This window comes from Clostridium moniliforme, assembly GCF_017873235.1.
Taxonomy (GTDB): domain Bacteria; phylum Bacillota; class Clostridia; order Clostridiales; family Clostridiaceae; genus Clostridium; species Clostridium moniliforme.
The window spans coordinates 237,151-252,116 of record NZ_JAGGJZ010000001.1; the positions used below are offsets into that span (position 1 = coordinate 237,151).

Here is a 14,966-nt window from a genome sequence, read left to right on the forward strand (position 1 = left end):
TCTATTATTTCCCCTTTAAGTTATTTTATTGTTTTCCCATATTTTTATTTATCAATTTAATATTTTTAACATACAATTTTTCATCTGGATTTAATTCATGTGCTTTTTTATAACATGCTAATGCTTTAATATTATCTTTCTTCCTATCATAACTTACCCCCATGTTATTCCAAAAAATATCATTTTGCTCATCTAAATTTATAGCCCTTTTAAAATATTCTATAGATTTATCATATCTTCTTTTTCTTTGCATTTCATTTGCTAAAGCTTCTAAAACCTCAGTATTCTCTGGATCTATAGTTTCTGCCATATTTAACTGTTCTTCAACAAATGTATATTGTTTTAATCCTTTATAAGCTTCTGCTAATCTTAAATATATATCAGAATCATTTTCTTCCCTATATTCTGCTAGCTTTAAGTATTTAATTGCATTTTTATAGTTTTCATTTTTTAAATAACACTTTCCTAATCCTAAATATCCTTTATAATTATTTTCGTCCAAATTTATTGCATCTTTAAAAGTTTTTAATGCTAATCTTGGTTTACCTAAATTATATAGGTATACATGTCCAATACTACTTAATGCATCTATTTTTTCATTTACATATGCTTCCTTTGAATTTACTATTTTTTGAAACATTTCTAATGCCTTTTTATAATCATTATCATAGTCTGCATATATTGTTCCTAAAGAATCTAATGCATAAGCATTTTCATTTTCTTCTAATAAACTCTCTTTAAAATACTTTTTACTTAAATCCATATCTTCTAAATAATAATAAATTTGTCCTAAAGTATTATTTCCATATACTTTATCCTTAGCTCCTTTTTTTAATCCTTCTTTTATTACATTTATTGCTTTTTCAAAATTGCCATCTATAAAATATGCCTCACCTAAATTAAGGTAAATATCAGGATTTTCATTTTCTTTTATAAGATTATTACAAAATTCAATAGCTTCCTTAGAACTTTCTTCAATTATTTCATCAAAAGCATCATTAATATTTTCTCTTATATCTTCTTTATCACAATTTAAAAGATTACCTTTTTTCATATTCTCCCATCTTGTAAGAAGTTGAAGGTTGCTAAATTCTGTAAGACCACCTTCTGATATTGGAATTATGTGATCTATTTGAAAATTCACCTTGCTTTTACTTTTATAATCACTTATAGCTGAATGATAATATCCATCTTCATCTTTAAATTTATTAAAAACTGCTTCTCTTAATTCTTTTGCTTTAGTTGGATTTTGATCTTCTAATTCTTTTAAAGTTAATATTTTATCTTCTACCTCTTCATAATCTACTTCTATACAATCTATACCTTCTTCTTCTGCAAAACTTATTTTTGATAATTCTTTATTTAAAATATCGTATAACATTCTCTTATTCCCATTAAAAAATAATTTTAAAAAGTTATTTTCATTTTTCCATAACTTATCAATATATTCTTTCTTTGCCTTTTCCCCAAAATCCTTATCATATATTTCTTTAGCTATTTTTGATATATCAAACTTTTCTCTTTCTTCTAAAGGCATAAACTTAGGCTTTTCTCCTGTTTGAGAATAATAAATTATAATATCCTTTATATCATCCTCATTGTAAGCTATTGAAGTATCTGATTCTTTTAAATATTTATCTTCACCATACTTACAAAGAATATTTACTTCTTTATCACTTAAATATTCTTTTTCTTCTATGTTACAATTTTTAAATATATCTCCTAAATTATCTATAAGATTATTAAGCTCATCTTTAAAGCAATCATAAACTAATATATCGCATATTTTTTCATTATGTTCATCTTCATCATTATTTAATAAAATACTAAAAGAATATATTCCAACTGGTATTCTTTTGATAAAAGATATCTTTTCTAGTTCTTCTGTATTTACTGTATTATCCATAATTCTTGCAAATTCTTCAATTTTATTTAAAGAAATTAATCGTATTATATTCTTATTTCTTTCTTTTGAATCTTTTCCAATTCCATTATAATTACTTTCAATTAATCCTTTAGGATTTACCCATGATATTTTATCTTTCCAATCGTCTACAAAACTAACTATATAAGCATCCTCAGTTCCTCCTGCTTTTTTACCTCTTAAAGCTCTTCCTATCATTTGAGTCATAAGTATAGTTGATGTTGTTTGCCTTGCTAAAAATACTGTTTGTATATTAGGTATATCTGTTCCTTCTGTTAATATATTTACGTTTATTAATATATCTAAATCTCCATTTTTAAATGAACTTATTATTCTATCCTTTTCCTCATTACTTATAGCAACTTGTGTTCCTTCTGTTTTAATTCCTGATATAACATATTCTGCTTTTATACCATGCTTTTCAAAAATACTTTTTAATGCGATTGCATGCTTTTGATTAACTGCAAATATTATTGTTTTACCATATTTTTCTTTATTATTTATATAATGATCTACTATAAACCTATTTCTATCTTTATTCTTTACAATATATTCTGCAATACTTTCTGGAAGTATATCATTATTTCTTATTAAATTTAGCTGTTTATCAGTTAAATCCAAACTCATATCCACTTTTGTTTTCTCTTCTATAAATATTGGCTTAGAAAGTATTTGCATATTTATAAGTTTTCTTAAATCTATACCATATGTAATATCATCTTTAAATATTTTCTTTAAAGCACCTTTTTCATCATCTGATGTTCTAAAAGGAGTTGCTGTTAGTCCTAAAACCTTTACAGTACACTTTGCACTTTTTTCTACTTCTTTTAATATATCAACATATCCCTTTGCTACTGAATGATGAGCTTCATCTATAACTACAAATATATCTTCTTCTAAAATTGAAACCCAATTTTTTATTAAATACTTAATTCCACTTCTTAAACTATCTTTACTTGCTATTATAATATCATCATATTCTTTTATATTTACTGGCCTATCATGTTTACCTGATATTATTCTATAATTATAAAAACTTCTATTAGGAACTAAACTACTATAACTATTATCTATAAAAGATTTTAATGCTTGGTCTAATAATTCATGTCTATGGGCAATCCATAAAACTTTATTTTTATTATTTATTACATTTTTTAATATCCATTGAACAGCAGTTAAAGTTTTTCCTCCCCCTGTTGGAAGTACTAAAAGCCCCTTATAATCTTCTTTATTTTCTACTTCAGAACTTAATGCTTTCATTGCTTCAATTTGATGTGGATAAGGTTTTCTGCTAACCTCTCCATTAACTATTTTTATTTGTCCTGCATATTTATTTTTAACCTTTACCATAGTATCTTCTCCTTAATTAGTTATTTATCTTATATAAAATTCTATTAATACCATAATTTACACTAAATATTATACAACAAAAAAATTTAAAAGTTTAATTTTAAAAATCTATTTTCCAACTAAAAAAGGTGCCAATAAAATTATTAGCACCTTTTTTCTATGAAGCTTTAATACTTTTAACCCTCTCTAAATGTTCCATTCTAAGATTTCTATCGGTTATATTGGCATTATTTAAAGCATCATATATCTTATTAACTTCATCTTCACTTAAATTATATTCTGAGTTATACCTCATTAAATATCTTTTTAAATCAGCTCTATGTAAAACTTCAGTAACTGTATTTACCCTTTTAAATTCACAACTATCTGAAAAAACAATTATAGATGTTGGAACTACATCAATTACATTTTTTATTACATTCTCTGTAGCTTTTATATGTCCATAGTTTTGTCTAATTGGATTAAAGAACCTATTTTTCTCTTTATAAATAGTTTGAGTCCAATATTTTGAGTTTTCATCACCAAATATCCACCCACTATAATTTTTATCTTCTATTACAAATACTCCTTTAGGTCCAATACAAATGTGATCTATTTGAGTCGTTCCATTTTTTGATTCTAAAAGTATATCATCTAATACCTTATACCCTTGTAATGAAAGCAAAACTTTTTTTGTTCTCTTTTCTCCTAAATCTCCTTTTATTTTTGTCAAAGATTTTTTTGAAGTTAATACTTTTAAAATTATAATTAACCCAAATAAAATAATTAAATATTTCATAATGAAAACTCCTTTTTTCTAATTATTATTTTACTCTTTTTTACATTATTTTTATAATACAAGAGGTTTGTTGCTAGAAATAATAGTTATTGTTAAATCTGTATTTAAAATAGCTTACTTTGAACTTGTTACATCAATTATTTTAGTATTTAACCTAAAAATTTTTTTATTCATCTATTTCTATAATTTAACTATAGTATTGTAAATTAGTAAATTCAAGTTAATGTTTATTAATAGTTTTTTTACATATTAATACAAATAAAAGCTATTGCAATAAAATATATTACAATAGCTTAGTAAATTTATATATTATTTTAAAAGTTCTAAAAAATCTTCTTCTTTAACTATATTCACATTAAGATCCTTAGCTTTAGAAATTTTACTATTACCTGGATTTTCACCTATAACTACCATATAAGTTTTTCCACTAACACTTTGAGTAACTGCCCCTCCATACATTATTGCTAATTCTTGAAGTTCTATTCTATCCTTTTTTGTGTCCCCAGTAAAAACTATTTTTTTGCCATCAAAAATATTTTTAATTATATTTTCTTTTGCTTTTTCTAATCTTCTTTTTTCTTCTTCTCTATCAGCCTTACTCTTCCTTACAAATTTAGCTGGTTGTTTTTGTTCTATATCTTTTTTATTATTATTTTTATAAGAACTATAATAATTACCACTCTTTTCTATTGTCTTCCATCTTTCTGGCTTTAATTTCTTTAAAAGTTCTAATAAATCTAATACATCCTGTAAGGCATTGTGATCTTGTCCTTCTTTTATTCCATAGTAGGATAGTAAATTAACAAGTTTATAACTATCTAATTTAACCATACTTCTTATTGTATTTAAACTACAATAAAATTTTTGATCTTCATCTATAAATCCCCAATGAACTAAAAACCTTCTATCAAAGTCTGCATTATGAGCTATTAAAGGACATTTATATTTTTTTACTAACTTTTTAAACTTATCCTTAAACTCTTCATTTTCTTCTATTGCTTCTAAACCATTTCCATAACCTTTTTTATATTCTTCTTCATCAATTACTTTTGCCAAATGAAGAGTTTCTATAACCCTATAATCTTCTACTACAACTGCTGCTATTTCCCTTATTCCATCTTCCTTTTTAAAACTCATTGGAGTTTCTATATCAACAATTATAAATCTTTCTTTTTTCTGCATATCTATGAAATATTCTGGATGTATACTATGAAGTTCTCCATTTATATTTAAAATTATTTCATTATCATCTACAAATCCTACAACATCACATAGTGTAGCATCTTCTGTATAAATACCTTTATAATATAAATCTTTAACCTCTTTTGATTTTGATGATATTACTTTTAACTCCTTTAATTTTTCTAACTTTTCTTCTTTAGATTTAAATTCTGTCCAATCTCTTTTAGGATTTATCATTTTATTCCTCCAACTTATTTTTTACATATTATTATAACATATATAAAACTTTATTAACTTTTAATGTAAACTTTTTAGGTTTATAATTAAATTGTAAACTAAAGAAAAATATAATAATGGAGGGGATTTAATGGATTTTAAAAAAGCAAACAATAACTGGATATTAAAAATTAATAAAGGTGAACAAATTGCAAGTTCTATAAAAGATTTCTGCAAAAAAAATAATATAAAACTTGCTTCAATATCTGGAATAGGTGCTGCAACAGATATAAAAATAGGTTACTTTAACTTAAATACAAAAGTTTATAATGAAAAAGTATTTACTGACAAATACGAAGTAACAAGTCTTTTAGGAAATGTAACTACAAAAGATAATGAACCTTATCTTCATCTTCATATAACTTTTTCAGATGAAGATTGTACAACTTATGGTGGACACTTTGTAGAAGGTACTATAAGTGGAACTTCTGAAATTTTTCTAACTGTCTTTGATGGAGAAGTAGGAAGATATGTAGATTCTGAAACTGGAATAAATGTTATGGATTTAAAATAATATTAAAACTCTAAAGAAAAGATAGTATAAATTTTATTTTTTATCTTTTCTTTAGAGTTATTTTTATTTAAATTCCTTTAAAAGTTCTGCAAATGGATTATTTATATCTTCCTTTGCTTCCTTTTTCATTTTTTGCATTATTTTATTTACTTCTCTTTTATTAACTTTATCGTTTTTATTAAATCTTTTCTTAAATTGAGATTCCTTTTCTCTGAAATTACAATTAGTGTTTGGACAAACATATATTTTACCCTCTCCACTACCTCTAAGTTCTAATCTCTTTTTACATTCTGGACATCTTGCATTTGTAATTCTTGATAAATTTTCTCTATGCCCACATTCTCTATCTTGACATACATACATAGTTCCATTTTTCCCTTTAACTTCAAGCATATACTTTCCACACTCTGGACATTTCTTTCCTGTTAAATTATCATGATGGAACTTAACACTTTCTTCTTTTACAGCTTCTACTAATGCTGTTGAATAATTTTTCATATTTTTTATAAATTTATGTGGATCTTCCTTACCCTTTGAAATTTTTTCAAGCTCTAATTCCCATTTTGCAGTAAGAAGTGGTGATTTAAGCTCATTAGGAACTAACTCTATAAGTTGTTTTCCCTTTGATGTTGGGAAAATCTCTTTTCCTCTTTTTTCAATAACAAAGGAATTAAATAATTTTTCTATTATATCTGCTCTAGTTGCAACTGTTCCAAGTCCACCTGTTTCTCCTAAAGTTTTAGCTGAGTTTTTATCTATATTTACATACTTTTGAGGATTTTCCATTGCAGATAAAAGTGTTCCTTCATTAAATCTTGAAGGTGCCTTTGTTTCTCCCCTTTTAAGATTTACTTCTTTTATTTTAAAGGTATCTCCTTTATTAAATTTAGGAAGATTTTGTTCTTTAATATCTGAATCATCATCTTCTTCATCTCTATCAAATACTCTCTTCCATCCCTTAGCTTTAACAACTTTTCCTTTAGCTATAAGTCTTTCTCCATTTGCATCTCCCTCTAATGTAGTTTGAATATATTCAAATGGAGGCATTAAAACTGATAAAAATCTTTTTACTACTAAATCATAAACGTGTCTTTCTTCTAAACTAAGATTTGCTAAGTTACCTCTCTCTTCTGTTGGAATTATAGCATGGTGGTCTGAAACCTTTGTATCATCTACAAAACTTTTATTACCATTTATTTTTCCTTTAAGTAATTCTGTTGCAATGGCTCTATATTCTCCTATTGCTATTCCTTTAAGTCTTTCAGGAATTGTAGCTACAATATCCTTTGAAATATATCTTGAATCTGTTCTTGGATATGTTAAAAGCTTATGATTTTCATAAAGTCTTTGCATTATATTTAAAGTTTGCTTTGCAGAATATCCCCATATTTTGTTACAATCTCTTTGAAGTTCTGTTAAATCATAAAGTTTTGGAGAAAAAGTCTTTTTATTGCTTTCTGTAATCTTTACAATTTTTCCTTCACAATTTCTAAGTTTTCCTTCTACCTTTTCTGCAAATTCCTTATTAAATATTCTTGAATTGTTATCCTTATTTACCCAAGTAAAATTACATTTATCACTTTTTACATCTATTGTATAATATTCCTTTGGTTTAAAGTTTTTAATTTCTTCTTCTCTATTAACTATCATAGCAAGAGTTGGTGATTGTACTCTACCTGCTGAAAGTTGTGCATTATGCTTACAAGTTAATGCTCTTGTTACGTTAAGTCCAACAATCCAATCTGCCTCTGCTCTACACTGTGCTGCATGATAAAGATTATCATAAGCTCTTCCGTCCTTTAAATTTTTAAATCCATCTCTTATTGCCTTATCTGTTTGAGATGATATCCAAAGTCTTTTTAGCGGCTTTTTAACATGTGCCTTATCTATAATCCATCTTGCAACAAGCTCTCCTTCTCTTCCTGCATCTGTTGCAATAATTATTTCATTTACATCTTTTCTATACATTTGATCTTTTACAATCTTATATTGTTTAAAACTTCCTTTAATAACTGTAAGTTTCATATTTTTAGGTAACATAGGAAGAGTTTCCATGCTCCATTTCTTCCATTCTGGATTATATCCTTCTGGTGCATCTAATGTTACTAAATGTCCTAGTGCCCAAGTTACTATATATTTATCACCTTCTAAAAATCCATTTCCCTTTTTGTTACATTTTAAAACTCTTGCAAGTTCTCTTCCTACTGAAGGTTTTTCTGCTAAAACTAATGATTTCATAAATCTTTATTTCCTTCCTCTTTTTTAACTTATTTCTTTTATTATACTACACTAATACTTAAAATTTATAAATAAAAAGAGTTAATGAGATATATTATTCTCTTAACTCCTTTAATCATCTTTATTATTATCATCAATATGCTTTCCTATATATTTTTTTAAATACTTTTTATAAATTTTTGTTTTCTTTAGCCAATTATTAAATTTAGTAGATCCTTTAGCAAAAAAAACTCCTGCAATAACTAAAAATATTGCACCTGGCATTATTGGAAGCATTCCTCCTATTAAAGCTAATATTAAGCATAAAATACCTAAAATCATAAAAATAACTTTTTTTACTTCCTTCATATTTAAGTCACCTTACTTTATTTATTTAATTATTATAAGTTTACCTCAAAAAAGGTATTAATTATACAAATTATAATATAATTAACACCTTTTTCAAAATAGAATATATTTAAAACCACTTAATTAAAATTTGGTTTTAAAATAATATAAAAATTTAACCTATTTAAATATATGTCTTATAAATTCATTAGGCTTATAAATTATAAGTCTCCATCCTGAAAACTTCATAACTTCCTTTATTTTTAATTTCATATCTTTTTTATAACAATGAATAGGACATTTGCTACAGGAACTTTTTTCATTTCCAAATTTACAAAGAGTAAGTCTTTTTTGAGCATATTCTAAAAGTTCTTTGCAATCATCACATAACTCTCCAGATTTTCTTCCATGCTTTTTATGACAATAAATTTCTATCATAAGTTTAACTATCTCTTTTTCTTTTTCTATCCTATTTTTCTTTTTCATTTACACTACATCCTTTGATAATTCTTCTTTTTTTACAGTTTTAATCCTAAATATAAAATACCATAGTTTTACTACTATAACTAGTAAAATTGATATTCTCATAATTGTAGAATCTATTAATATAACTGGAATCATCATCATAGTGTCTGCAAATACTAATATAACTATCTTTTGTTTTAAGGTCATCTCCCTGTTTTTAACAAAGCCATCTAAATGCTTCTTATATAATTTTGTTCCTTTAAACCATCTATCAAACTTATCTGATCCTCTAACAAAACAAAGAGATGCTAATAAAAGAAAAGGTGTTGTTGGAAGAACTGGAAGGACTACTCCTACAGCTCCTAGTGCTAGTGCAATAAAACCTATAATAATATAAAAACATTTTTTTATTTTATTCATAAATCAAAACACCCCTTATTTTATTCTTTAACTAAATTTTTATTTTGAAGCCTATATACTTTTTCACATATTGAAGAAGTTGATTTTCTATGAGTTATTAAAATTATAGTTTTATCTTTTCTATTTTCGTTAATAGATTTTAATATTTCTCCTTCATTTAATGTATCTAAATTACTTGTTGGTTCATCTAGTATTAAAACTTCACCATTACTTAAAAATGCTCTTGCAAGTCCAATTCTTTGTTTTTCTCCTGAAGATAAGTTTCCACCAAGTTCTAAAACCTTCGTTTTATATCCCTTTGGAAGACTTTCAATAAAATCATCTATTGCTGCTTTTTTTGCAGCTTCTTTAACTTCCTCATAAGTTGCATCTAATTTACTTATTTTAATATTATCTTCAATTGTTTCATTAAAAAGATAAGTTTCCTGACTCATTAATACTTGATGCTCTCTTAAGGCTTTTGTTTCTAAAGTTTTTAAGTTTTCTCCTCCAAATTTTATACTTCCTGAATTTACATCCCAAAATCTCATAAGTAATTTAACAAAGGTACTTTTACCACTTCCACTTTCTCCAACTATAGAAATGCTATCTCCTCTTTTAATTTCTATATTTAAATCCTTTAATATTTCTTCTCTTCCCTTATATCCAAAAGTAACATTTTCATAAGATATATCAGTATTATTTAAAGCTCTATCTCCATCATTTTCATAAACTTCTGGCTTTTCATCTAAAAGATTAAATATTCTTTCTGCTGAAGCAAAGGTTTGTAATAAATTATTAGATAAATTACTTAAAGCAACTACAGGTCCAAAGGATGAAGATAAAATAACAATAGCTAATATCATTTTTCCAAAATCTATACTTCCATTTAAGTATAAATAAATACCTAATAATAAAAATCCAATCATTCCTATCATTATAGTAAAATCAGTTGTTGCTCTTATAACTCCCTCATGAAATTTTATTTTCTTTTGTTTTTCATTTAACTCCATTGAATATTTATGTATATTTTCTTTTCTCTTTTCTCCATTTTTAAATACTAAAACTTCCTTAAGCCCTCTTAAAGAATCAAGAAGATATGAGTTTGTTTTTCCAAATTTATTTCTATATTCCATTCCTGCTTTTTTACCAATTCTTGAAGTAAAATAAGGAATACAAAAACCAATTATAATATATAAAATTAATGATACTAACCCATAGTAAGGATTAATATTATAAAGAATTATAGCTATTATTGTATTTGTAATTATAGCTATAGAAATTGGTGCAATAGTATGGGCATAAAAAACTTCTAAAAGTTCAATGTCTGAAGTTATTAATGATACTAAATTTCCCTTTTCTTTATTTTCAAGTTTAGCAGGTGCAAGTCTTCTAAGGGCAGTAAATACTTTGTCTCTTAAAATAACTAATATTTTAAAGGCAATATAATGTCCTGAAAGCTGTTCACCATATCTTAATGGCCCTCTTAAAAGAGCACAAACTATCATTATTACAACAGCTAACATAAAAGATATTTTAAAGCTACTATTAATTACGGATAATATAGCTACTGCTCCAAAGGAAGTAATTGCAATTGATGATAAAAATCCTAAAACTCCAATTGTTACTGTAATTATCATAAATGGTATTAATGGTTTTAACTCTAAAATTAATCTTTTCATAATATAAAATCCAGATTTTCTCTCCATTATATCACCTCTCTTCTTTCTAATAATTCCTGTTCTTTTATCATCTTATAATATTTATCCCTTCTATTTATAAGTTCTTTATGATTTCCCTTTTCTAAAACTTCTCCCTCTTCTAAAAGATAAATTATATCTGCATTTTTAACATTAGCTAATCTATGAGATATTACAATTACAGTTTTTTCTTTAGCTAATTTATTTATTGCATTCCAAATTATTTCTTCTGATTCAACATCTACATTTGATGTTGCCTCATCAAATATGTAAATTTCTCTATTTGCAAGAACTGCCCTTGCAAGAGCTAATCTTTGTTTTTGTCCCCCTGAAAGTAGTGATCCTCCTTCACCAACTTTAGTATTAATTCCATCCTTTAAACCTTGTACAAAACCTTTTAAATTTGATATTTCTAAGGCATATTGAATTTCATTATCATTTAAATCTTCTTTTGCAACCTTTAAATTGTCTAATATGCTTCCATTAAAAATATAACTATTAGTACTTATAAGAATTATCTTTTCATATATGTCATCAAAAGCTATATTATTTATATTTGTATTATTAAAAAGAATTTTTCCTTTATTTACTTCATATGTATTTAACAAAAGGCTTGCAATAGTACTTTTTCCACTTCCACTTTTTCCAACTATAGCAGTAAATCCTTTATTTTTAATATTTAATGAAACATTTTTTAAAATATCCCTTTCTCCATTATAAGAAAATGTTACATTATCTATTTCTATATTAATATTATCTAAATTTTTAGATTCATTATTAATATTTTTTATTCTTTCTTCACTATCTAAAAGTTTAAAAATTCTATCTGATGCAGCTACCCCATTCATAGCTACATGGAAAAATGAACCTAATAATCTAAGTGGTATAAAAAATTCAGAAGATAGTAATATTATAACTATAGTTTGTCCTAAATTTATTTCTCCATTTTTAAAGGCATAAAGAGCTACTATAGATCCAAAAGCTGCTCCTCCAAAAGCAATAAGGTCCATAACAGTAATTGAGTTTAACTGCATACTAAGAACTTTCATTGTTATTTTTCTAAAGCTTTCTGCTTCTTCATTCATTTTTTTATGTCTTTCTTCATCAATATTAAAAACCTTTAAAGTTGTTAAGCCTTGAAGATTATCTAAAAATGTTTCTCCAAGATTTGAATAATTATTCCAATAATTTTTTAGAAGTCTTTTTGCAAATTTCATTATTGCAATAATTGATAATGGAATTAAAGGCACACATAATATAAAAATAATAGCAGCCTTTAAGGAAATAAATGAAACTACAAAAAATAAAGTTATTGGAGCTAATAGTGAATAAAATAACTGAGATAAATATTTACCAAAGTATATTTCTAAAGCCTCAACACCTTCTATTGCACTTTGAACAATTGATGAAGTTGAAAGCTCTTTGTTGTAATCTAATCCAAGTTTTAATAACTTTTCATATATTTTATCTCTAAGCTTTACCTTTACAACTTCTGAAGATTTATTAGAAAAATATCCATAAAGTATATTAGAAGAAAATCTTACTATTAATAAAATAATAAATATTCCTAAATATAAGCCTATTTCTTTTTCTAAAAATTCTTTAAAGTTTAGTCCTTTCAATGAATTAAAATTATAAAATACAATATTTATTATTTTACCTATTAAAAGTATCATAACTAAATTGCATATTGTAGTAATCCAACTTGATAGTACCGTAAGCCCTATATATTTTTTTGATTCACTACATAAATTTATTAGTCTTTTATTTATCATCATAATAACTTACTCCTTTCTAACAATTACTACAATAATATATCACATTTGATAATGATTATCAATATTATGCATCTTTTCATATTTATTTCTTTTAATTCTTATACTAAAAAAAGACTAAATAATAACTTTTAAAGTATATTATTTAGTCTTTTTTCTTAATTTTATTTGATATTAATTATTTATAAAAATTTTTCTTTATATTCTTTTAATTCTCTTATACAATCTAATTCATTATCCTTTTTCATATAGTCTATAAAAAAATCATCTAATTCTATAGATTTAAGTACACCTTTTAGCGCTTTATATTTTTCTCCAATTAATGCATAAAAGCAGGCTCTATTATAATATAAAAATCCAACCTCTGGATTTTCTTCTATTCCCTTTGAAATTATATCTATGGCTTTAGTATAATTTTTATCTTCTCTATAAATAACTCCTAGATTTAAATAACTAAAAGGATATTTAGGGTTACTATTTATAGACTTTATATAATATTCTTTAGCTATTTCAATATTTCCTAATCTTTTTTGTATAACTCCCATGTTAAATAATATTCTAAATTGATTTGGCTCTATTTCTAATGCTTTTTTATTATATTCTTCCCCCTCTTTAAGTCTACCTAGTTCCTCCATTATACAAGCAATATTTGCATTTGCCCAAAGATCCATAGGATTAATTTCAAGTACCTTTTTATAAAGACTTATTGCCTTTTCTTTTTCTCCTTCTTCATCATAAATATTTGCTAGAAAAAAATATGCTTTATCATAATTTTTATTAAGTTCTATAGCCTTTTTATAATATTCCTTTGCTTCTTCAAAAAAACCATCTTCATCATAAAGTGTTCCAATTCCATAAATGGCTCTCTCATCTTTCTTATCTATATTTAAAACTTCCCTATACTTTTCCTCTGCTAAATCAATTTGTTCTAATTCATGATATAAAAGTGCCATATCTAAAAGAAGTTCAACATCCTTTTTTCCTTCTTCTAAATTATAAGCCTTTTTATAAAATTGAAGTGCCTTAAGTTTATTTCCTTCTTCTTTAAAACTTCTAGCCAAATTTATATGATTATTAAATAAATAACTGTTCATTTAAATTTTCTCTCCTTAGTTTATTTATGAAATAATTATATCAAATAAATTATATAAATAATTAAATTTTTATTCATCATACATAATATTATCTTAATTATTTTTAACATAATATTACATAAAATTTGCATAATAAAAAAAGTCATAGAACAAAAGTTCTATGACTTGTAATTAACAAATACTATCTATTGTTAAATCTTTGTTTTCTAGCTTTTCTACATTCAGGACATCTAACTGGTTCGTTATCGAATCCTTTTTCTTTGTAGAATTCTTGTTCTCCTACTGTGAAAACAAATTCTTTTCCGCAATCTTTACATACAATAGTCTTATCTTCCATTTTTCATTCCTCCAAAAAATATAAAGTGTTCTAAATAATTAATCTTTTCTATACCTTTGGAGAAAACTCTAAAACAAGAAAATATTTAACTACTTGAAACTTTATTTAATTTACAATATTAGTATATCATACTATTTTTATCATTTCAATATAATTTTCAAAATATTCTCAACTTTAATCTTCTCTTGGTATAGAACCCTATTATAGATTCCCCTAAATATTAAAAAATATTCATATAATAAATTTGCAAGTCTCAAATATATTTTAAATAATTTATATAAGTTTGTATACTCTTATATAAATATATATAATTTTTATATAGCTATATTAATATTTTCTATTTTAATATTATGTCTTCTGCTAAGTTTATTATTTTTTTAACATTTTCATCTGTTAATTTATAATACTGATACATTCCCTCTTTTGTTGATTTTACTATTTTAGCATTTTTTAAAATTTTTAAGTGTTTAGAAATATTAGCTTGAGAGTAATCAATATTTCTATTAATATGACAAACGCATATAGGTCCATTATAAAGTTGTTTGATTATTTTTATTCTAACTGGATGGGCTAAAGCTTTAAATATTTCACTTGTCTTTTCATCCAT

At 24.7% G+C, this 14,966-nt stretch carries 13 protein-coding genes; 1 reads left to right on the top strand and 12 read right to left on the bottom strand.

Annotated features, from left to right (window positions below; translation table 11 throughout):
• Positions 1 to 25: 25 nt before the first annotated feature.
• The 3 genes from J2Z53_RS01200 to J2Z53_RS01210 all read right to left on the bottom strand — a co-directional run bounded on the left by J2Z53_RS01200 (position 26) and on the right by J2Z53_RS01210 (position 5,471).
• A complete protein-coding gene (locus tag J2Z53_RS01200) occupies positions 26 to 3,274 on the bottom strand; it encodes a DEAD/DEAH box helicase family protein (protein ID WP_209795397.1) in 3,249 nt (1,082 codons plus the stop codon).
• Positions 3,275 to 3,431: 157 nt separating this feature from the next.
• On the bottom strand, positions 3,432 to 4,052 hold the full coding sequence (locus tag J2Z53_RS01205; protein ID WP_209795398.1) for a nuclease-related domain-containing protein: 621 nt from the start codon (positions 4,050 to 4,052) through the stop codon (positions 3,432 to 3,434).
• A 309-nt stretch (positions 4,053 to 4,361) separates the two neighbouring features.
• Positions 4,362 to 5,471, bottom strand: coding sequence for a 3'-5' exonuclease (locus J2Z53_RS01210; RefSeq protein ID WP_209795399.1), 1,110 nt, complete (start codon positions 5,469 to 5,471; stop codon positions 4,362 to 4,364).
• A gap of 130 nt (positions 5,472 to 5,601) precedes the next feature.
• On the opposite strand from J2Z53_RS01210, the gene J2Z53_RS01215 reads away from it, so the two are divergent.
• A complete protein-coding gene (locus tag J2Z53_RS01215; RefSeq protein WP_209795400.1) occupies positions 5,602 to 6,024 on the top strand; it encodes a PPC domain-containing DNA-binding protein in 423 nt (140 codons plus the stop codon).
• A 63-nt stretch (positions 6,025 to 6,087) separates the two neighbouring features.
• Here J2Z53_RS01215 and J2Z53_RS01220 read toward each other — a convergent pair whose 3' ends face one another.
• The 9 genes from J2Z53_RS01220 to J2Z53_RS01260 all read right to left on the bottom strand — a co-directional run bounded on the left by J2Z53_RS01220 (position 6,088) and on the right by J2Z53_RS01260 (position 14,966).
• On the bottom strand, positions 6,088 to 8,262 hold the full coding sequence (locus J2Z53_RS01220) for a DNA topoisomerase III (RefSeq protein ID WP_209795401.1): 2,175 nt from the start codon (positions 8,260 to 8,262) through the stop codon (positions 6,088 to 6,090).
• A 111-nt stretch (positions 8,263 to 8,373) separates the two neighbouring features.
• Complete coding sequence (locus J2Z53_RS01225; protein WP_209795402.1) at positions 8,374 to 8,610, bottom strand: DUF454 family protein; 237 nt, start codon at positions 8,608 to 8,610, stop codon at positions 8,374 to 8,376.
• A gap of 159 nt (positions 8,611 to 8,769) precedes the next feature.
• Positions 8,770 to 9,075 carry a nitrous oxide-stimulated promoter family protein gene (locus J2Z53_RS01230; RefSeq protein ID WP_209795403.1) on the bottom strand — a complete coding sequence of 102 codons (306 nt, stop codon included), beginning with the start codon at positions 9,073 to 9,075 and terminating at the stop codon, positions 8,770 to 8,772.
• Positions 9,076 to 9,474 (bottom strand): YbaN family protein, encoded by a 399-nt coding sequence (locus J2Z53_RS01235; protein WP_209795404.1) that lies wholly within the window; start codon positions 9,472 to 9,474, stop codon positions 9,076 to 9,078.
• A 20-nt stretch (positions 9,475 to 9,494) separates the two neighbouring features.
• Complete coding sequence (locus tag J2Z53_RS01240) at positions 9,495 to 11,162, bottom strand: ABC transporter ATP-binding protein (protein ID WP_209795405.1); 1,668 nt, start codon at positions 11,160 to 11,162, stop codon at positions 9,495 to 9,497.
• Positions 11,162 to 12,931, bottom strand: a complete 1,770-nt coding sequence (locus J2Z53_RS01245) for an ABC transporter ATP-binding protein/permease (RefSeq protein WP_209795406.1) — start codon at positions 12,929 to 12,931, stop codon at positions 11,162 to 11,164. Before J2Z53_RS01245 ends, J2Z53_RS01240 begins: the two co-directional genes overlap by 1 nt.
• Before the next feature lie 179 nt (positions 12,932 to 13,110).
• On the bottom strand, positions 13,111 to 14,022 hold the full coding sequence (locus J2Z53_RS01250) for a tetratricopeptide repeat protein (protein WP_209795407.1): 912 nt from the start codon (positions 14,020 to 14,022) through the stop codon (positions 13,111 to 13,113).
• 181 nt (positions 14,023 to 14,203) lie between these two features.
• Positions 14,204 to 14,359: a zinc-ribbon domain-containing protein gene (locus J2Z53_RS01255; protein ID WP_209795408.1), complete on the bottom strand. Its 156-nt coding sequence runs from the start codon at positions 14,357 to 14,359 to the stop codon at positions 14,204 to 14,206.
• Positions 14,360 to 14,696: 337 nt separating this feature from the next.
• Positions 14,697 to 14,966 carry an ArsR/SmtB family transcription factor gene (locus J2Z53_RS01260; RefSeq protein ID WP_209795409.1) on the bottom strand — a complete coding sequence of 90 codons (270 nt, stop codon included), beginning with the start codon at positions 14,964 to 14,966 and terminating at the stop codon, positions 14,697 to 14,699.